The organism is Halomonas sp. JS92-SW72, assembly GCF_003547075.1.
GTDB classification, from domain to species: domain Bacteria; phylum Pseudomonadota; class Gammaproteobacteria; order Pseudomonadales; family Halomonadaceae; genus Halomonas; species Halomonas alkalicola.
The window spans coordinates 1,780,754-1,800,651 of the sequence record NZ_CP032147.1 but is presented as its reverse complement, the minus strand read 5'-3'; the positions used below and the strand labels follow the sequence as shown (position 1 = coordinate 1,800,651).

Sequence of the window (19,898 nt, the reverse complement as noted above, 5' to 3'; positions counted from 1 at the left end):
CTCAGGGCGACGCCTGGGGGGCGTCGGCCGCCACCGGCACGACGCGCTCGCCCGGAGCCACCAGGCCGCCGCCCAGGGTGATCAGGCGCACCCGCTCGGGCAGCCCCGCGACCCGGGCCTCGTCGGTGGCGGCATCGACCAGCTCGACCGCCGTACGCACCACCCGGTCGTCGTCATCCAGGTGCTTCACCGCCAGGCGGCCGTCGTCATCGAGCTCCAGCAGGGCAGGGGAGAGCCGGTGCACCTGCCGCTCGGGCAGGGTGATCACCAGGCTGGCGCTGGCGCCGGCGAGGCGGCGTCCCTCGGGGTTGGCCACCCGGGCCTCCACGCTGAAGGTGCGCGCCTCCTCCTCGGCGCGGCGCGCCACCAGGCTCACCTCGCCCTCGAGCCGCGAGCCGTCCAGCAGGCGCAGCGTCGCGGGGCGGCCGACCTCGAGCGCGTGGGCGTCGCGCTGGGGCGCCCAGGCTCGGGCCACCAGGTGGCGGTCATCCACCAGCTGGCCGAAGGCCTCGCCCACCTGGAGCAGCTCGCCGAGCTCCACGTCGAGGCGGTCGAGCACGCCGTCGAAGGGGGCGGTGGGGCGGGTGTCGTCGAGCTGGCGGCGCAGACTCGCCACTTCGGCGGCCGCCCGGGCGACGCCGCTCTGCAGGCGCAGGTAGTCGGTGTTGGCGATCAGCTCGCGGCGGCGCAGGTCATCGGCGCCGGCCAGCTCGGCCCGGGCCAGGGCGAGCTCCGCCTCGGCCTGCTCGAGCCGGGCCGGCAGCTCGTCCCGGGCCAGATGGATCAGCACCGTGCCGGCCTCGACCCGCTCGCCCGCCGCCACCGGCAGGGCCTCGACGCGCCCCGCCTGGCGGGCGCGCAGGGTCAGGTCGCGGTCGGCCTCCAGGTGGCCCTGCAGCACCAGCCGCGGGGCGTGGGCTTCGGCCTCGCGCTCCATGACCTCGACCCGGACGGCGGGCGGCGCCTCGGCCGGCTCGCTTTCGGGGGCGGTGTCCTGGAAGCGTTGGAGGTCGCCGAAGGCCAGCCATATCCCCAGGGCGAAGGTGACGGCAATGGCCAGCAGCGGAGAGAGAGGGAGGCGACGGCGAGGCATGCGGGGTGATCCATCAACGGGCATGAGGCGCCAGCATAGCATCCGGCCCTCGTCCTACGTCGCATTGAGTTTTGTGCGGCGCAGGCATACCATCTTGCCGGTTTGAATTGAGGCCCGGCGGCTTGCCCGGCGGGTCCGTCCTCACGGCGACACCCCGTGCGTTGACAACCAAGGAGCCTCCATGAAACAGCCCGTCCGTATTGCCATCACCGGCGCTGCCGGCCAGATCAGCTACTCCCTCGCCTTCCGCATCGCCTCCGGCGACATGCTGGGCAAGGACCAGCCGGTCATCCTGCAGCTGCTCGAGATCACCCCGGCCATGGAAGCCCTCAAGGGTGTGGTGATGGAGCTGAACGACTGCGCCTTCCCGCTGGTTCAGGACATCGTCGCCACCGACGACGCCAACGTCGCCTTCAAGGATGCCGATTTCGCCCTGCTGGTGGGTGCGCGTCCGCGCGGCCCGGGCATGGAGCGCAAGGACCTGCTGGAAGCCAACGCCGCCATCTTCTCGGTGCAGGGCAAGGCCCTGAACGACAACGCCAGCCGCGACGTCAAGGTGCTGGTGGTGGGCAACCCGGCCAACACCAACGCCCTGATCGCCTCCTGCAACGCGCCGGACCTGGATCCCAAGCAGTTCACCGCCATGACCCGCCTGGACCACAACCGCGCCCTGACCCAGCTGGCCCAGAAGACCGGCAAGCACGTCACCGACGTCGAGAGCATGATCATCTGGGGCAACCACAGCGCCACCCAGTACCCCGACATCGCCCACTGCAAGGTGGCCGGCAAGCCGGCGGCCGAGCTGGTCGAGCGTGACTGGTACGAGAACACCTTCATTCCGGACGTGCAGCAGCGCGGCGCGGCCATCATCAAGGCCCGCGGTGCCTCCTCCGCGGCCTCCGCGGCCTCTTCCGCCATCGACCACATGCGCGACTGGGCGCTGGGCACCAACGGCCAGATCGTCAGCATGGCGATCCCCTCCGACGGCAGCTACGGCGTCGAGCCGGGCATCATCTACTCCTACCCGGTCACCTGCGAAGGCGGCAAGTACGAGATCGTTCAGGGCCTCGCGCTGGACGACTTCAGCAAGCAGAAGATGAAGGCCACCGAAGACGAGCTGCGTGAAGAGCGCGCCGCCGTCGAGCACCTGCTGGGCTGATTGCCCGTCGCCGCTGGTCTCGGGCTCCTGCGGCAGGAGCCCGATTTATCGGTGGTCCGACATTTCGGCGAATCGCCGCATGGCGGCGCAGAGCAGAGAAAAAACCCGCCGGAGCGCATCCGGCGGGTTTTGTCGTTGTCGCGGGCCTTGCCTGGTCGCCTAGCGCTCACTCCCTCAGGCTGATGATCCGCCAGCCGCGGGCCTCGGCGACCTCGCGCAGGGAGGGGTCCGGGTCCACCGCCACCGGGTGGTCGACCTTCTCCAGCAGCGCCAGGTCGTTGTGGGAGTCGCTGTAGAACCAGGCGTCGTCCAGGGTCAGCTCCTTGTCGGCCAGCCACTCCTCCAGACGCACCACCTTGCCCTCGCGGTAGCTGGGGGTGCCCTTCACGCGGCCGGTGTAGCGGCCGTCGACGATCTCGGGCTCCACGGCGATCAGGTCATCCACGCCCAGCCGCTCGGCGATGGGGCCGGTGATGAAGCGGTTGGTGGCGGTGATGATCAGCAGGGTGTCGCCGCGGCTGCGGTGGCGGGCCACCAGCTCCTCGCCCTTGGGCAGGATGTGCGGCTCGATCTTGCTGGCCATGAACTGCTGGTGCCAGGCGGCCAGCTGTTCGGGGCTGTTGTCGGCCAGGGGCTTCAGCGCCACCGCGAGGAAGGCATGGATATCCAGGGTGCCGGCCTCGTAGTCGGCCATGAAACGATCATTGGCGTCGCGGTAGGCCACCGGGTCCACGGCGCCCTGCTCGAGAAGGAACTCCCCCCAGGCGTGGTCGCTGTCGATCGACAGCAAGGTGTTGTCCAGGTCGAAGATGGCCAGGCTCACGATGACTCCCTTGGGCAGGTGGCAGAGGGTTGACGGTCAGGGTCGAAAGCTCGCGATTATCGCAGAACCCGCTGCCGGCTGCGAGCCGCGCCGGGGCGCTTCGTCCGCAAGGCGTATTGATGCGCTTCGTGGCCCTGTGGAAGAATGGGATCAATTCAGGTTTCAACAAGGTGAAGTCCGTGATCGACGCTGACGGCTTTCGCCCTAACGTTGGCATCATCATCGCCAACGATCAGGGGCAGCTGCTCTGGGCGCGTCGGGTAGGGCAGAACGCGTGGCAGTTTCCCCAGGGAGGCATCAAGGCGAACGAGACACCGAAAGAGGCACTGTTTCGCGAACTCTACGAGGAGATCGGCCTGACCGCCGACGACGTCGAGATCCTTGCCTGCACCCGGGGTTGGCTCCGCTATCGCCTGCCGCGACGCATGATTCGTACCCATTCGAGGCCGGTCTGCATCGGCCAGAAACAGAAGTGGTTCCTGCTGAGGATCCGCTGTCAGGAGAGCCGGATCTGCATGGATGGCACCGCCTCGCCGGAGTTCGACGGCTGGCGCTGGGTCAGCTACTGGTATCCGCTGGGCCAGGTGGTGCCCTTCAAGCGTGAGGTCTACCGCCGCGCGCTCAGGGAGCTCTCGCCCAGCGCCCAGCGCCTGGCCCTGGGTTTCGGCTGACGGGGCCTCCGGCCGTACAGCGGCCGAATAGAGGAACCCCGCCCCGGTGAGGCAGTCTCAGGGGCGGGAGTTCGCTCCCGCCTCCCTACCCACGACAACAACGGAAGACGGCACTCCCATGCTTGAGGTCCTGCGCCGCATCACACAGGAAGTTACCGGGGCCCGCAGCCTGGAGGCGGCGCTTGCCACCATGGTGCGGCGTATCCGCAAGGCCATGGAGGCCGATGTGTGCTCCTTCTACCTCTTCGATGAGGAGATCGAGCAGCTGGTGCTGATGGAGACTATCGGCCTGCGCACCCAGGCGGTCGGACATGTGGCCCTGCCGGTGGGCGAGGGCCTGGTGGGGCTGGTGGCCAGCCGCGAGGAGCCCCTCAACCTCGAGGACGCCCAGGCCCACCCCCAGTTCCGCTATTTCGAATCCACCGGTGAGGAGCGCTACTCCAGCTTCCTCGGGGTGCCCATCATCCACCAGCGCCGCATGCTCGGCGTGCTTGTGGTGCAGCAGGCCGAGAAGCGCCGCTATGGCGAGGAGGACGAGGCCTTCCTGGTCACCATGGCGGCCCAGCTCGCGGGCGTGCTGGCCCATGCCCTGGCCACCGGCAACCTCACCCGGCCAAGCCTGGCGGGGCAGGTGCAGTTCAAGGGGGTGGCCGGCGCCCCGGGCATGAGCATCGGCGAGGCGGTGGTGATCGCCCCGCCCGCCGACCTCGACAGCGTGCCGGACCTGATTCCCACCGACGTCGAGTACGAGATCGCCCGCCTCAAGGAGGCGATCGGCCGCGTGCGCGAGGAGCTGCGCGCCGCCGCCGAGCGCCTGGCCAACCGCGTCTCGGCCCAGGAGCTGGCGCTCTTCGAGGTCTACCAGCAGATGCTCAGCGAGGCGGCACTCTCCCAGGAGGTGGAGAAGCGCATCCGCGAGGGGCAGTGGGCGCCCGGGGCGCTGGCCGATGTGGTCAAGCGCCACGTGCAGTACCTGGAGCGGGTCGACGACGACTACCTGCGCGAGCGCGCCGCCGACGTGCGCGACCTGGGGCGCCGCGTGCTGGCGCACCTGCAGGAGGAGACCCCCCAGACCCCGGAGGTCTTCCCCGACAGCACCATCCTGGTGGGCGACGAGCTCAGCGTGGCGATGCTCGGCGAGGTGCCCCGCGAGAAGCTCGCCGGGCTGGTCTCGGTGCGCGGCTCCAGTACCTCCCACGTGGCGATCATCGCTCGCGCCATGGGCATCCCCACGGTGCTCGGCATGGTCGACCTGCCGCTGCCGCGGCTCTCCGGCGCGCGGGTGATCCTCGACGGCCACCGGGGGCGGCTCTTCGTGCGACCGGGCGAGGAGCTGCTCACCCACTATCGGGGCCTGATCGCCGAGGAGCAGGCGCTCACCGAGGTGCTCGAGCACGAGCAGGACCTGCCCAGTCGCACCCCGGACGGTCACGACATGCCGCTGATGGTCAACACCGGCCTGGTGGTGGACGCGGTGGCTCAGCTCAAGCGCCGCATCAGCGGGGTGGGGCTCTACCGCACCGAGGTGCCCTTCATGGTCACCGAGCGCTTCCCCGGCGAGCAGGAGCAGACCCGGCTCTACCGCGACCAGCTGGAGAGCTTCGCTCCGCTGCCGGTGGTGATGCGCACCCTGGATATCGGCGGCGACAAGGACCTGCCCTATTTCCCCATCGAGGAGGCCAACCCCTTCCTCGGCTGGCGCGGGATTCGCGTCACCCTCGACCACCCCGAGGTGCTGATGGTGCAGCTGCGCGCCATGCTGCGCGCCTCCCAGGGGCTCGACAACCTCCAGGTGCTGCTGCCCATGGTGACCAACGTCGACGAGGTCGACGATGCCCTCAAGCTGCTCGACCGCGCCATCGTCGAGCTGGGCGAGGAGGGCGTCTCGGTGCCGCGGCCCAAGGTGGGGGTGATGATCGAGGTGCCGGCGACCCTCTATCAGCTCGACGCCCTGGCCCGGCGCGCCGACTTCTTCTCGGTGGGCAGCAATGACCTGACCCAGTACCTGCTGGCGGTGGATCGCAACAATCCGCGGGTCGCCGCGCTCTACGACGCCTGCCACCCGGCGGTGCTCTCCGCCATGGCGACCCTGGCCCGCGAGGCGAAACGCCTGGATCGGCCGATCTCGGTGTGCGGCGAGCTGGCCGGCGACCCCGCCGGCGCCCTGCTGCTGATGGGCATGGGCTTCGATGCCCTCTCCATGAACGCCCCCAGCCTGCCCCGGGTGCGCGCCGCCATCCGCCGCGTGCCGCTGCAAGGCGCCCGCGACCTGGTGGAGGAGACCCTGCGCCTCGACAGTCCCGGCGAGGTGCGTCACCACCTGGCCGAGCGCCTGGGCGGCTGGGAGCTGACCCACCTGCTGCCGCCGCGGGATTGATCGGCTGCATCGCTCCGCTAGATGTCCAGGCGCTCTACGCTCTCCCCCAGCGCCACGCCATGCGGCCCGAAGCGCCGCTCGCCGATCTCGAGGCGCCCGCTGGCATGCCAGCTCAGCCAGGTCATGGCGCGGGTGCCGTAGCGCTCGCCGACGATGAAGGGGGAGGAGAGCACTCGCTCCATCTCCAGGCCCACGCCGGTCTCCGGCAGCCGATCATCATCGGCGGGGTGGCGGTCGCCCATGGCCGCCAGGGCGTCATCGGGCCAGCGACCGTGGCGCAGGCTGGCGCCGAGCCCCTGGCGCACGCTGATCAGCTTGGGCCACGGGGTGTTGAGGCTGGCGTTGGAGAGCCCGTGCAGGCCGGGGGGAACCTCGCTCAGCTGGATGCCGTCCAGGCCGCGGTGCAGGTGCCACAGGCGTTTCCCGTCACCGGCCAGCAGATTGAAGCCGGCGAAGCGCTCCGCCTCGCCGCTGGCGAGGCGGTCGAGCCAGGCGGGAAGGTCGGCGCAGGTGAGGGCATCGCGCACCAGGGCGCCGCGGCTGGGCGCGTCGCCGGCCACCTTGAGGCGCGGGTCGCGCACATTGGTCACCGCCGCGAAGCGCCCGCGGCGGTGGACCGCCAGCCAGCTGCCGCCGGCCTCCAGGTCGCGGCCGCCGACGATGGCGGGGGCATCCGCCCAGCGGGCGAGGGGGGCGGCGGGGCGGGCGTGGAACTCGTCGCGGTTGGCGACCAGCCGCAGCGGCCACGCGCTGCCCGGACGGTGGTCGAAGGCAATCAGGCACATCCCGCCAGCTTAGCGGCTCCCGCAGGGCGCTGGAAGCGTTGAGCCGGCCACCCGGGCAGGCGCCATGACAGCCGGCCGCCCCCGGCGTACACTCGTCCGTCACTCTCGTGACCAGCCAGGGATGACAATGCGAGTCGACAAGCGTCGCCCATGTCGGCGGCTTCCCCCCTACCTTCGCCTGGCGCTGCTGCTTCAGCTCGGCCTGCTGCTGGCGGGGCTGGCGCTGCTGCTGACAAGCGCGCCCGGCGGCTGGCTGGCAGCGCTGCTGCTTGCCTCGACGCTCAACCTCGCCGCGGTGGCGGCCGGGTGCCTGCGCGAGCCTTCCCGCCATGCCGAGCCCGCGGCCGGGGCCCCGGCTCCCCCGAGCCCTCCGCCGGCGGCGCCAGCGGTCGAGCTTGTTGCCGCCGGCGAGGAGCAGCTTCGCCGCCGCCTGCAGACCCTGGAAGACGACCTGGCGCGTCGCGAGCAGCGCCTGGAGCGCCTGACGGCGGGGCGCGATCGCGCCCGCGAGGAGTCGCGGCTCAAGTCCGACTACCTGACCCTGCTGGGCCGCGAGCTCCAGCCGCTGAAGGCCCGCCTGGATGCACTGCTGATGCCTCAGGGCGAGCAGCCCCCGGGCGGCCCGCCGCGCCGCGCCCTGGAGGAGCTGCGCGACAGACTCGGCGATCTCGCGGTGCTGCTCGAGGACATCGCCGGCGAGGAGCCGGCCGCCACCGAGGCGCCGCCCGCCCACCGGGAGAGCCGGGTGCTGATCGTCGACGACGGCCCCGTCAACCTGATGCTGGCGCGCCAGGTGCTGGAGCGGGAGGGGCTCGTGGTGCGCACCGCCACCAGCGGTGCCGAGGCCCTGGCCAGCCTGGAGCAGCTCCCCTTCGACCTGGTGCTGATGGATATCTTCATGCCCGGCATGGACGGCATGGAGACCAGCCGCCGCTGGCGTGACGTCGAGGCCGCGCACTACCCCGATCACCGCAGCGTGCTGGTGGCGCTCACCGCCAACGCCAGCGTCGAGGATCGCCAGCGCTTCGCCGAAGCCGGCCTGGACGACTACCTGGCCAAGCCCTATCGCCCCCAGGAGCTGATCGCGCTGGTCAGGCGCTGGCTGCCGGCCCGCCCCGACGCCCTCGACACCCCCTGATCCCGTTTCTTCTCAAGGAGTCCCGATGCTCGACTACCCCGATATCGATCCCGTGGCCATCTCCCTCGGCCCCTTCCAGGTGCACTGGTACGGCCTGATGTACGTGGTGGGCTTCGTCGCCGCCTGGTGGCTCGGCCGTCGCCGCGCCGAGCGCATCGGCCTGACCCACGACGACATCGGCGACCTGCTCTTCTACGCTGCCATCGGCGTGGTGGTGGGCGGGCGCCTGGGCTATGCGCTCTTCTACGGCCTGGGGCAGTGGTTCAGCGATCCGCTGTGGATCTTCCGGGTCTGGGACGGCGGCATGAGCTTCCACGGCGGCCTGGCCGGGGTGCTGCTCGCCAGCTGGTGGTTCTCCAGGAAAAAGGGGCTCGCCTACTTCACCCTCACCGACTTCGTCGCCCCCCTGGTGCCCATCGGCCTGGGCGCCGGGCGCATCGGCAACTTCATCAATCGCGAGCTGCCGGGCCGCGTCACCGAGCTGCCCTGGGGCATGCCGTTCCCGGGCCTCGGCCCGGAACCGCGCCACCCCTCGGCGCTCTACGAGGCGGTGCTGGAAGGGGCGGTGCTCTTCGCGGTGCTGTGGTTCGTCTCCGCGAAGCCCCGCGCCCGCGGGCTGATCTCCGGGCTCTTCCTGACCCTCTACGGGGTGTTCCGCTTCGCGGTGGAGTTCGTGCGCCTGCCCGATGCCCATATCGGCTTCATCGCCTTCGGCTGGGTGACCATGGGCATGCTGCTGACCCTGCCGATGATCGTTGCCGGCCTGGCGCTGATCGCCTGGTCGCGGAATCAGCCGGTGGATGGCAGGGTGTAGCCCGACGCTGCTGAAGGTAGAATATTGCGCCCACCTACTCTACAGGCGATGCCGTGACTGACCAGACGCTACCCGCCCTCGAACAGCCCTACCTCGACCTGATGCGCCAGGTGCTCGACCACGGCGTGGAGCGCGGCGACCGCACCGGGGTGGGCACCCGTTCGATCTTCGGTCACCAGATGCGCTTCGACCTGGCCCGCGGCTTCCCGCTGTTGACCACCAAGAAGCTGCACACCCGCTCGATCTTCCACGAGCTGCTCTGGTTCCTGGCCGGCGACACCAATATCGCCTACCTCAAGGAGAACGGGGTGAGCATCTGGGACGAGTGGGCCGACGAGAAGGGCGATCTCGGTCCCGTCTACGGCTATCAATGGCGCAGCTGGCCCGACCCCCGCGGCGGCCACGTCGACCAGATCGCCGGGTTGCTGGAGCAGCTGCGCGCAAGCCCCCAGTCGCGCCGGCTGATCGTCTCCGCCTGGAACCCGGCGCTGGTGGACGAGATGGCCCTGCCGCCGTGCCACTGCCTGTTCCAGTTCTACGTGGCCGAGGGGCGCCTCTCCTGCCAGCTCTACCAGCGCAGCGCCGACATCTTCCTGGGCGTGCCCTTCAATATCGCCAGCTACGCGCTGCTGACCCAGATGATCGCCCAGGTGGCGGGCCTTGCGCCGGGGGAGTTCATTCACACCCTGGGCGACGCCCACCTCTACCTGAACCACCTGGAGCAGGCCGAGCTGCAGCTCACCCGAGCCCCGCGCCCCGCGCCGCGCCTGGTGCTCGACCCGAGCGTCACGGACCTGTTCGACTTCCGCTTCGAGCACATTGCCATCGAGGGCTACGATCCTCATCCCCATATCAAGGCCGCCGTGGCGGTGTAGGCGTGACCGTACAAGAAGAGAGAGGCCCAATGAGCGAGACCCTGATTCCCGTGGCGATGATCGCCGCCATGGACCGCAACCGGGTGATCGGCGTGGACAACCAGCTGCCCTGGTACCTGCCCGAGGACCTCAAGTTCTTCAAGCGCATGACCCAGGCCAAGCCGCTGGTGATGGGCCGCAAGACCTTCCAGTCCATCGGCCGGCCGCTGCCCGGGCGGCTCAATATCGTGGTGACCCGCGATCCCGACTTCCACCATGACGGGGTGCGCGTCTGCCACGACCTGGCCTCTGCCCTGGCCCTGGCCGACCAGCAGGCCACCATCGACGGCGTGGAGGAGATCATGGTGATGGGGGGCGCCGAGATCTACGCCCAGGCGCTGCCGCACGCCTCGCGCCTCTACCTGACCGAGGTGGCCATCGAGGTGGAGGGCGACGCCCGCTTCCCCGAGCTCGACCCCGCCGAGTGGGAAGAGCTGCAGCGCGTGCCCGGCAGCCCCGCCGAGGGCCAGCCCGCCTATGATTTCGTGGAGTATCGCCGCCGCGGAGCTGTCGGTGCCTGACGACATTTGTCATGGGGCGGCATCTGGCACAGACTGGCCGGCACGGCCTCGCTCTCTGGCTCACGCGTGGAGGACAACGGTTTGATCGAGGAACGCCCAATTCCCCTGCTGGACGCCCTGGAGGGGCGCGCCGACACCCTGCTCAGGCTGTGGCGGCAGGAGCGCGAGTCGCGCCAGGCCCTGCAGCAGCGCCTGGACGAGCTGGAGGCCGCACATCTGGCGCTCACCGAGAAGAGCCATCAGCTGGTGGAGAAGAACCATCAGCTGCTGGAAGAGCTTCGTGAGCTTGAGGCCAGCCGCCTGGAGCTTGTAGAAGAAAACCGCGAGCTCGACGAGCAGAACCGCGAGCTGGAGGAGCACAACCGCCACCTTCACGAGCGCCTGAGCGAGCAGCGGGAAGGGCAGGTCACCGGTTTTCCTCGTCCCGCCCGCCGCTCCCAGGGGCTCTCGGCGCTGATCGGGCGCCGCACCGTGCCGACCGCCGATTCGGCCCAGGCCCCCGCGACGCCCGAGGAGCTCCCCGCGGGAGAGGGGCTCAGCGAGGAGATCAGCCAGGAGGTCGACCGGGCGAAAGGCGGTGTCAGCGGGGCGGCATCGGTCGCCTCACAGGAAGAGGAGGGTTCACCGGCACCGACCGTCGCCGGCCAGCAGGACAGCCTCGCCATCGGCGAGGCCCCTTCGCCCCACACGCTGCTGGCCGAGTGGTACCAGCGCTACCCCGCTGCCTTCTTCAAGGGCCACACCCGCCCGCTCAAGGTGGGCATCCATGAGGAGCTGGCCGAGCGCGAGCCCTGGCCCGAGAAGCTGGTGCGTAGGGCGCTTGCCTGCTACGTGAACCTGCCGCGCTACCTCAAGGCGGTGCGCGAGGGCGCCGAACGCATCGATCTCGCCGGCCAGCCCGCCGGTGGCGTGGACGCCCAGGCCGCCGAGCACGCGCGCAAGAAGCTCGACCGCCTGCAGGCCGAGCGCCGCGGCAAGGTGCCGTCCGGCGCTGCCCGCCGCCAGCAGGCAGGCCCTGGGCGCCCTCGGCCGGGGAGCAAATCGGCAGACAAGCCGTTGAGCAAGTCGGGGGATGGACAGGGGGATAGACAGGAGGATAGACAGGAGGATAGAAAGGCCAGGTTCAAGGCCGGCCCCTCCCGGGAGGCGCCTGCGGCCGGGGGCGACGCCGCCAGGCCGTCGGCGCTCAAGGCGGCCAAGCCCCAGCCCGCGACCGAGACCCGCCCCGTCACCATGGAGGAGAAGCTGGCCGCCCTGGTGGCCAAGCACCGCCACTCCTGAACCGCGTGACGCCTGCGGCGCAAGACCGCAGGTGGCATCGAAAGTTCCTGTGGGAGGGTGAACCCCGAAGGGAAACACTGTTTTTTCTAGTTGCGTTCCCATTTCTCCCGGTATAGAGTTCCTCTTGCGAGCATTGGACTACAACAAGGCTTCGCCGAGGCATGCCGCCAGCCAGCCGCTTCCCGGGAAGGGAACCGGCCAGCACGAGAAGAGCAAACCCGGCAAGCCGGCTGCAGCGACCGCCCCGCGGTCCGCAGGAAAACGATCGAAACAGACTGCTAGTCAAAGGAACCTATGATGAAAAAGACACTGTTAGCGACTGCTATCGCCGGCGCCCTGGGCGTCTCCGCTGCTGCCCAGGCCGCCACCGTCTACGACCAGGACGGCACCCGTCTGGACCTCTACGGCCGCATCGCGCTGGGCGTTCAGGGTGGTGGTCAAGACGAAGCTATCGTTGTCGATGGCGTGCAAGTTGGCCAGCGCAAGACCAGCGGCTCCGAGTTCGTCGATGTGCTGTCCCGCTTCGGCCTGCGCGGCAGCCAGCAGCTGAGCTCCGACCTGACCGCCTTCGGTAACTTCGAGCTGCGCCCGCAGCTGGACGAAGTCAACGACGACAGTCCCACCGTGCGTAACAGCTACCTGGGCCTGCGCAGCAACACCTTCGGTACCGTTCAGGCCGGTAACTTCGACAACTTCTACCTGAATACCGTTGCCGCGCCCTTCGATGTCTACATCGATCAAGGCCTCGAGCTGAAAGGTGGCGGCTTCCAGGGTCGCGGCGATTCCCTGGGCTATATCTCCCCGAACCTGGAAGGCTTCCAGGTCTACCTGATGGCCAAGCACTACTCCGGTAACGGTGCAGAGGTGGGCTCCGAGGGCAGCAACTCCTCCAAGATCAACACCGCCGGTGGTGCCGTCTACGAAGTCGACGCCCTGCGCCTGGCCCTCGGCTACTCCCAGGATCGTACCGGCACCACCGATGAAGCCTCCGGTGAGAATGTCTACGGCGGCTCTGCCTCCTACGAGTTCATGCCTGGCTTCTCCGGTCGTCTGGCCTACGAGTACCAGGACGATCGTGAAGACAAGATCGGTGTCGGCATGACCTACGCCATCAACGAGTGGTCCTTCAACCTGGACTACTACCGCATCGAGTCCCAGGGCGACCTGAAGGCCGCTCAGCAAGAGCGTGGCGACAGCACTAGCCGCAACGCCTGGGCCGCCGGCGCTTACTACGCGGTCTCCAGCAACTTCGACCTCTTCGCCGAAGTCTACGAGGCCGATCAGGACACCATCATTGATGGTGACACCTCTCTTGGCGATGTGGGCGACAACCTGCGCGACGTGCGTGACAACGTCTACTGGTTGGTCGGCGCTCGCTACCACTTCTAATCGCCTTTTCGGCATTAGAAAGAGCGATCTGATCTAACGGTACACAGAAGCCGGCCCTTCGGGGCCGGCTTTCTTGTGGGCGCTTAGCAGATTGGGGTGATATTGCCCGCAGGGGTTCTCTGCTGCACTTCCGCCACACGCCGAGCTTGCGATGACTGGTGGGAGACCGGTTCTGCCGAGCGAATGGCGCCGCAGAAGCCCCTGACGGTGTTGTATGCTGCAGACAGCCGCCATGGAGGCCATCGGCCTTCTTTGGCTGATGGGTCGAGCTGCCCACAGCGCTTGGCTCCCACAAAAGGTCTCCCGCCAGCCGCCCTCAGCCTCGTGCGGCTGAAGCGAGAGTGCGGCTGCAGCGTTAATGCAGAGTTCCCCGCTGGGCAGTGTCGCACCAATCTGCTCAGCGCCAACGAAAAGCCCCGGCGCTGGGCCGGGGCGAAGGGATCGAATTTCTGCTTGTACTGGGAACCGCTTGAAACAGTGGCGGCGCTTCCCGCGCCGCCGGGGGCAAGTTTAGAAGTTGTATTGCACCATGCCCTGGACGCGCACGGCATCGCCGTCGCGGCCGTCCTGCACTTCGCGGGTGTGGTAGCCCACTTCCACACCGTAGGTGACGTTGCGGATCGGCGACCAGATATAGTTCAGATGCACGGCCTCGAACTGCTTGTTGGTGTCATCATCGGCAGCACCTGCAGCAACGGCATCATCGAGATCGGCGCGGGCGATACCGTAGCCCAGGTTGATATTGCCATCGCCGGCGGCCACGCTGATGCCCACGGCGCCGCCGGTGGCCTCGATGGTCTCCAGGGAGCCGGTGATCGGGTCGATATAGGCCGGTGCCGTCGGATTGCCTTCCAGATAGCCGCCGATGCCGTCACCGTGGGTGATGGCGCCTCGCAGGGTCACGCCCTGGGCCACCTTGGCATTGGCTTCCAGGGCCAGGCCCCAGCCGGTGGCGGAATCGCTGCTGACACCCACGTCGTCATAGCGGACCTGGCGGAGCATGGCGGAGGCGGCATAGTTGAAGTCGCCGGCGGCGCCCTGATAGCGTGCGGTCAGGTCGGGCAGGCGGGTCTTGTGTGAGGCCGCAGCGGTGGGGGTGCCATCAAAGCCGGAGGCAACTTTGCCGCCGAGGCTATCCGGGTCTTCCAAGGCGATGGAGAAGCCGTCGACGGTATAGCGCAGCTGGGCCTGGCGGGCGGCGTTGCCGATACCCGGCTGCGGGGTGAAGTCGATGGTCGGGTTCATGCCCAGGAAGCCGCCGAAGTTGGTCCAGGTCTGGCCGGCCAGCAGGCCATTCCACTCGCCGTAGGCGTGGCGCAGGCGGAAGGTGCCGCCGCCGCCGCCGTAGAAGTCGCCCTCGATCATGGTCTTCAGCTCGCTGCCGCCAGCCGGGGTGGCGGTGGTGAAGCCCAGGCGGCTCTGGAAGGCGTGCATGGTGGTGTGGCCGGTGGAGCTGGGCTCGCCATCCAGGCTGATCGCGGCGCGGCTGACGGCGTTGCCCAGATCGTCGTCGACGTCATAGATCATGTCGAGCTTGGCGTAGCCGTAGATATTGGCGGTGGTGTCGCCTGCCTCGATGGTATAGGCCTGGGCGGCGCCGGCAACGGCCAGCGCCAGGGCGGAGGCGGTGAAGATCGATGCGGTCTTTTTAATTGTCACTTGCTGTTCCTTATTATGCGTAGTGGCGCCCCTCGCAGGCGGGCGCTCTTTATAGGTGTTTGTCTTACGCTTACGTCAACTTCATCCCACCAAGGATGTAGGTGACTTGATGCGTGACGGTACGAAATTATCCATCGAAAACGTTGATGACAATGGTACGGCAGCGTTCTTAGACAAAAGAATAAGGTCATCACCGGAACTTTCCAGAGCGCTGGCGGGAGGGGGCATGCCGCCGTTGCGGCGGTAGGCGGCGATGCTCGTATGGCGACGAGCAGGCGTGACTTGCCCCCTCCCGAGCGGCATGGTCTAAGCTGACCTAGGTCAATGAGCTACGGACAAGATGCCAAGGATGCGCGCATGACCACTGCCAGCCAGACACAGCGACGCCAGGGCGAGCGGCACTGCGAGGGTTGCTCGCTGCACTCGGCCTGCCTGACCCGGGGGCTCACCCAGGCCGCCCTGGACGCCTTCGACGAGATCATCGTGCAGCCCCAGCCGCTCAAGCGCGGCCAGGAGCTGGTGCGCCAGGGGCAGCCCTTCCGCAGCCTCTACCTGGTGCGCACCGGCAGCCTCAAGCAGGTGATGCGCCTGCCCGGGCGCCAGGACGAGCAGGTGATCCACTTCTACCTGCCCAGTGAAGCGGTGGGGCTCGAGGCGATCGGCGAGGCGAGATGCCCCGCCTCGGTGGTGGCCCTGGAGACCACCTTCGTCTGCGAGCTGCCCTTCGAACAGCTCGAGTCCCTGGCCGTGCGCCACGACGCCCTGCGCGCCGAGCTGTTGCGCTGCATGAGTCGCGAACTTCGCGGTGACCAGCGCCAGGTCTGCCTGCTCTCCGGGCGTACCGCCGAGCAGCGCCTGGCGGCTTTCCTGCTGGGCCTCTCCCAGCGCTTCCACGTCCGCGGCTACTCCCGCTATCGCTTCCAGCTCACCATGTCCCGCGCCGACATCGGCAGCCACCTGGGGCTGGCCCTCGAGACGGTGAGCCGGGTGATGGGGCGCTTCCAGCGCCAGGGGCTGGTGAAAGTGTCGGGGCGCGAGCTGACCATCCGCTCCCTGGAAGGGCTCGAGGCCTTGGGCGATGAGCCCTGACCCATACACTCCCCGTGCCCCTAAGGGTTGAAGCCGCGTGATCCTCCCGATGTCCTCTTTCGGCGACGCTGAGGGCATCGCCTGATAACATTGGTTTACCCTTCCTCATACGATCTTCCTACCGCTGATGATGACTCGCCCTGCTGCCCTGCCTGCGCCGGAGACTCCTTGGCCGGCTGGCTGAATCTCTCCCTTCGCCTGCGCCTGCTGCTCGGCATCGGCCTCGGCTGGCTGGTGCTGGTGGTGGCGCTGCTGGGCTACAGCCGCCTGAGCGGTGAGAGCCTCACGCGCCACGAGAACCTTGTCCACCTGGAGTACGAGGCCCAGCTGGTGGCGGACCAGCTCTCCCGGGAGCTTGCCGAGCGCAAGCGGGTGCTGGCGAGGCTGGCCGACGCCATCGATATCGCCGACCCCGGGCTCGAGTCGCGGCTGCGCGCCCAGCAGCCGCTGCTGGCGCTCTTCGACCGGCTGATGGTGTTCGATGCCGAGGGCCGTCCGGTGGCGGACTGGCCGCCATTCCCCGCGGGCGGTCCCGAGATCGGCCGGCGCCCCTACTTCACGCACGTGAAGGCCTTTCGTCGCCCCCATGTCAGCGAGCCCTACCGCGGCGGCGAGACCGGCATCGACCAGGTGATGGTGATGCATCCGCTGCTGGGCGAGCGGGGGGAGTTCCTCGGCATCCTCGGCGGCAACACCAGCCTGCGGGACGGCGAGGCCTACCTGAACCTGCGCGGCAGGCGGCTGGGCGAGGCGGGCCATATCCTGCTGGCCACCGCCGATGGCCAAGTGATCAGCCACCCCAACGAGGCGTGGCTGATGCAGCCGCTGCCGGGGCCGGAGACTCACCCGCTGGTCGACCAGGCGCTGCTGGGCTGGCAGGGCAGCGGCGAGGGGTTGACCCTGGACGGTAAGCCGGCGCTGGTTGCCTTCCGCCAGGTATGGCCGGCGGACTGGGTGGTGGGGGTCTACCTGCCGATGGATCAGCTGCAGGCGCCGTTGCGCCGCTACGCCAGGGAGCTGCGCTGGGTGGGCATCGGCAGCGTGGCGCTGATGCTGCCGCTGCTGTGGTGGCTGCTCGGGCTAGGGCTGCGCCCGCTGCACCGCCTGGAGCGCCAGATCGGCCGGGTGGGGCAGGGCGAGGCAGAGCGCCTGGAGCTCGACACCGGCATGGTCGAGCTGCAGCAGGTCGCCGAGGCCTTCAATCATGTGGAGGCGGGTCGCCGTGATGCCATGGAGTCGCTGGAGGCCCGCGAGGCCTTCCTGCAGGCGGTACTGGCTTCGTCGCCGGTGGGTATGTTTCTCACCGATCCCCGCGGCCAGGTGAACTACCTCAACCCGGCGCTGACGGCGCTCTCCGGCATCGCGCTTGACGACTATCGGCCCCAGGCCTGGCTGCGCCGCGTGCATCCCGAGGACCGCAGCGCCTTCCTGGCGGGCTGGCGCCAGGCGCTGCTGCCGGGCGGCACCCTGACCCAACTCTATCGCTTTCGCAGCGGCGAGGGTGAGTGGCGATGGCTGGAGGTGCACGCCAACCGGGTCAGCGGTGGTGGCCGCGTGCTGGGCTATGTGGGCCTGGTGCAGGACATCACCGACCGCCACGAGCGCGAGCAGCGCCAGCGCTGGGAGGCGGAGCACGACCCCCTCACCGGCTGCCTCAACCGGCGCGGTTTCGCCCGCCGGCTGGCGGCGGCCTGCGAACTGTCGCGGCGCAAGTCAGACCACGCCCTGGCGCTGGTGATGCTCGACCTGGACTACTTCAAGGAGGTCAACGACAGCGCCGGCCACACGGTGGGCGACACCCTGCTGCAGCATGTGGCCGAGGTGCTGCATGACACCGTACGCGACGAAGACGCCGTGGCGCGCCTGGGCGGTGACGAGTTCGCCATCCTGCTCGCCGGGGCCTCCCCCGAGGTGGCGCGGGAGGTGGCCGAGCGCGTTCGCCAGCGGCTGGCGGAGATCGACTTCCGTCACGGCGGGCGCCGCTTCGGGGTCAGCGGCAGCCTGGGGGTGGCCCTCTTCACCGAGGAGGACGACGACGCGAGCCTGATGGAGCGCGCCGATCAGGCCAGCTACCGGGCCAAGCAGGGCGGGCGCAACCGAGTGGTGATGGCGGATACCTATCTGCCGCTGGATGGCAACTGAGCGCTGGCGCGTCGCGCTCAGAACAGCAGCGGGTTCGGCCAGCGCAGCTGCAGCGCCACGCCGAGCCCCCACAGCAGGGCCACCAGGCCACCGGAGAGCGCCAGGCTCGCCGGCCAGGGGCTGCGATACTGCAGCCTGAGGAAACCGAGCACGTAGAGCCCGGCGGCGGGCAAGGCGCCGATCAGGAAGAACAGGCCGATGAAGGCTGCCATCCAGGCGAAGAACAAAAGGCCCCGGGCGAAGAAGGCCGGCGTCTCCTCCTCCTCGGCGAGATCACTGAAATCGCTCTCCTCCTTCGCGCCGCGGCGGATCGCCTGGCGGCCCAGTTCCAGCAGGGCGAGCAGGATGCCGAGGCCGGCCACCGCGGTGGGGAAGAGCCGGGCGCCCAGCGAGAAGCCCTGGCTGATCCAGAGGATCGCCACCAGGCAGGCGAGGATCAGCAGCACGAAGGGGGTCTGCAGGTGGTGGGTCAGCGCGGCGATCAGGCGTGCCTTCATGATTTATCCTCCGCGGCGTTCTGCCCCTCACCATTGTCTTTGCCTGCATGCTGCAGGGCCTCGGCGCTGCGCTCGGTGGAGCGCTTGAGCATCACGCTGCCCGCCACCAGGAAGACCGCCAGGGCCCCGATGGTGAGCACCCCGGGGCGTACCAGCCACTCCCAGTCGTAGAGGTTGTAGGACATCCACAGGTAGCGCTCGGCGAGCCCCGAGAGAATGAAGCCGATCAGCAGCGGCGGTCGCGGCATGCCGGCGCGTTTCATGATCCAGCCGAGCACCCCGAAGCCGAGCAGGAAGGCGAGATCCGCCCAGTGGCGGGTCTCCTGCCAGGCGCCCACCACCACGATGACGATGATCACCGGGGCGATGTACTGGAAGGGGATGAAGGTGAGCCGCGAGATCGGTCTGGAGAGCAGCAGGCAGATCAGGGTGCCGAAGACGTTGGCCAGCGCCAGCGACCAGATGATCACGAACACCAGGTCCAGATCCCGGGTGAGCATCTGGGGGCCGGGCTGCACGCCGAAGATCATCAGCGCGGCGAGCAGCATCGCCATGGCCGAGGAGCCGGGCACCCCGAACAGCAGAGTGGGCATCAGCACGCCCCCCTCCTTGGCGTTGTTGGCGCTCTCGGGGGCGATCACCCCGCGCACGTCTCCCTTGCCGAACTGGCTGCGGTCCTTGCTGGTCTGGGCGGCGATGCCGTAGTTGACCCAGTCGATGATCGACGAGCCCATGCCGGGGATCGCCCCGATCGCCACGCCGATGATGCTGTGGCGAATCACCAGCCACTTGTGGTGGAGGGTATCCTTCGCCCCCTGCACCCAGCCGTGGCCGAGGCCCCGGGAGCGCTCGGCGATGGCGCCGCCCCGGGCCAGCAGGTCGATGATCTCCGGCAGGGCGAACAGGCCCAGCGCCACGATCACCAGCGAGAGGCCGTCGTAGAGGTAGAGGAAGTCGCCGGCGAAGCGGTACTCGGCGGCCACCGGGGCGCCGCCGATGGTGCCGAGCGCCAGGCCCGCCACCGCGGCCAGCATCCCCTTGAGCGGGCGGTTGCCGGAGAGCACCCCGATCATCGAGAGCCCGAGCAGGGTGAGCATGAAGAGCTCCGGCGAACCGAAGGCCAGGATCAGCGGGCGGGCGAAGGGCACCACGGCGGAGAGGGCCAGCGCGCCGATCAGCCCGCCGATCAGCGAGGCGGTGAAGGCCGCACCCAGCGCCCGGGCGGCCTCGCCGCGCCGCGCCATGGGGTAGCCGTCCATGATGGTGGCCTGGGAGCCCGAGGAGCCGGGAATGCCCATCAGCACCGAGGGGAAGGTGTCGGCGCTCGGCACCGCGGCGGCGATGCCGATCAGCAGGGCCACGCCGGCGTAGGCGTCCATGCCGAACAGGAAGGGCAGCACCAGGGCCATGCCCATCAGGCCGCCGAGGCCGGGCAGGATGCCCACCGCGATGCCGATGGCCACGCCGGCAAAGAGCATCATCAGGCGAAAGGGGTCGAGCAGGATCCACAGGGCGTTGATCAGGGCGTCGAGCATGCGGTCGGACT

The 19,898-nt window shown here is 69.0% G+C and carries 17 protein-coding genes; 11 read left to right on the top strand and 6 right to left on the bottom strand.

The genetic code is table 11. The features are described from left to right. Position 1: 1 nt before the first annotated feature. Positions 2-1,093 (bottom strand): efflux RND transporter periplasmic adaptor subunit, encoded by a 1,092-nt coding sequence (locus tag D1793_RS08415; RefSeq protein WP_119021766.1) that lies wholly within the window; start codon positions 1,091-1,093, stop codon positions 2-4. 181 nt (positions 1,094-1,274) lie between these two features. Between D1793_RS08415 and D1793_RS08410 the strand changes: the two genes are divergently transcribed. Continuing rightward, complete coding sequence (locus D1793_RS08410) at positions 1,275-2,252, top strand: malate dehydrogenase (protein ID WP_119021765.1); 978 nt, start codon at positions 1,275-1,277, stop codon at positions 2,250-2,252. A gap of 166 nt (positions 2,253-2,418) precedes the next feature. Here the strand turns inward: D1793_RS08410 and D1793_RS08405 are convergent, their stop codons facing one another. Beyond that, complete coding sequence (locus D1793_RS08405; protein ID WP_119021764.1) at positions 2,419-3,075, bottom strand: HAD family hydrolase; 657 nt, start codon at positions 3,073-3,075, stop codon at positions 2,419-2,421. A 179-nt stretch (positions 3,076-3,254) separates the two neighbouring features. Between D1793_RS08405 and D1793_RS08400 the strand changes: the two genes are divergently transcribed. Next, positions 3,255-3,746, top strand: coding sequence for an RNA pyrophosphohydrolase (locus D1793_RS08400; RefSeq protein ID WP_205527643.1), 492 nt, complete (start codon positions 3,255-3,257; stop codon positions 3,744-3,746). 118 nt (positions 3,747-3,864) lie between these two features. Next, positions 3,865-6,123, top strand: a complete 2,259-nt coding sequence (gene ptsP, locus D1793_RS08395; RefSeq protein ID WP_119021762.1) for a phosphoenolpyruvate--protein phosphotransferase — start codon at positions 3,865-3,867, stop codon at positions 6,121-6,123. Positions 6,124-6,140: 17 nt separating this feature from the next. Here ptsP and D1793_RS08390 read toward each other — a convergent pair whose 3' ends face one another. Next, entirely contained in the window at positions 6,141-6,908 is a 768-nt protein-coding gene (locus tag D1793_RS08390) for an NRDE family protein (protein ID WP_119021761.1), read from the bottom strand. Between the two features lie 121 nt (positions 6,909-7,029). On the opposite strand from D1793_RS08390, the gene D1793_RS08385 reads away from it, so the two are divergent. The 6 genes from D1793_RS08385 to D1793_RS08360 all read left to right on the top strand — a co-directional run bounded on the left by D1793_RS08385 (position 7,030) and on the right by D1793_RS08360 (position 12,965). Then, positions 7,030-8,046: a response regulator gene (locus D1793_RS08385; RefSeq protein WP_162899938.1), complete on the top strand. Its 1,017-nt coding sequence runs from the start codon at positions 7,030-7,032 to the stop codon at positions 8,044-8,046. Positions 8,047-8,071: 25 nt separating this feature from the next. Further along, a complete protein-coding gene (gene lgt, locus D1793_RS08380) occupies positions 8,072-8,860 on the top strand; it encodes a prolipoprotein diacylglyceryl transferase (RefSeq protein ID WP_119021759.1) in 789 nt (262 codons plus the stop codon). Positions 8,861-8,913: 53 nt separating this feature from the next. Beyond that, positions 8,914-9,735 (top strand): thymidylate synthase, encoded by an 822-nt coding sequence (locus D1793_RS08375; protein ID WP_119021758.1) that lies wholly within the window; start codon positions 8,914-8,916, stop codon positions 9,733-9,735. Positions 9,736-9,764: 29 nt separating this feature from the next. Further along, positions 9,765-10,295, top strand: coding sequence for a dihydrofolate reductase (locus D1793_RS08370; RefSeq protein ID WP_119021757.1), 531 nt, complete (start codon positions 9,765-9,767; stop codon positions 10,293-10,295). An 81-nt stretch (positions 10,296-10,376) separates the two neighbouring features. Further along, positions 10,377-11,576 (top strand): ProQ/FINO family protein, encoded by a 1,200-nt coding sequence (locus D1793_RS08365; RefSeq protein WP_240407800.1) that lies wholly within the window; start codon positions 10,377-10,379, stop codon positions 11,574-11,576. A 297-nt stretch (positions 11,577-11,873) separates the two neighbouring features. Beyond that, on the top strand, positions 11,874-12,965 hold the full coding sequence (locus D1793_RS08360) for a porin (RefSeq protein WP_119021756.1): 1,092 nt from the start codon (positions 11,874-11,876) through the stop codon (positions 12,963-12,965). A gap of 510 nt (positions 12,966-13,475) precedes the next feature. Here the strand turns inward: D1793_RS08360 and D1793_RS08355 are convergent. Beyond that, entirely contained in the window at positions 13,476-14,624 is a 1,149-nt protein-coding gene (locus D1793_RS08355; RefSeq protein WP_119021755.1) for a DcaP family trimeric outer membrane transporter, read from the bottom strand. Positions 14,625-14,981: 357 nt separating this feature from the next. On the opposite strand from D1793_RS08355, the gene D1793_RS08350 reads away from it, so the two are divergent. Together D1793_RS08350 and D1793_RS08345 are read left to right on the top strand one after the other, a co-directional pair. Beyond that, positions 14,982-15,713, top strand: a complete 732-nt coding sequence (locus tag D1793_RS08350; RefSeq protein WP_119021754.1) for a helix-turn-helix domain-containing protein — start codon at positions 14,982-14,984, stop codon at positions 15,711-15,713. Positions 15,714-15,881: 168 nt separating this feature from the next. After that, positions 15,882-17,855, top strand: a complete 1,974-nt coding sequence (locus D1793_RS08345) for a diguanylate cyclase (protein WP_162899937.1) — start codon at positions 15,882-15,884, stop codon at positions 17,853-17,855. Positions 17,856-17,872: 17 nt separating this feature from the next. Here the strand turns inward: D1793_RS08345 and D1793_RS08340 are convergent, their stop codons facing one another. Together D1793_RS08340 and D1793_RS08335 are read right to left on the bottom strand one after the other, a co-directional pair. Beyond that, on the bottom strand, positions 17,873-18,352 hold the full coding sequence (locus tag D1793_RS08340) for a tripartite tricarboxylate transporter TctB family protein (protein WP_119021752.1): 480 nt from the start codon (positions 18,350-18,352) through the stop codon (positions 17,873-17,875). Beyond that, a complete protein-coding gene (locus D1793_RS08335; RefSeq protein WP_119021751.1) occupies positions 18,349-19,887 on the bottom strand; it encodes a tripartite tricarboxylate transporter permease in 1,539 nt (512 codons plus the stop codon). The genes D1793_RS08340 and D1793_RS08335 overlap by 4 nt, the downstream gene beginning before the upstream one ends. Between the last annotated feature and the right edge of the window lie 11 nt (positions 19,888-19,898).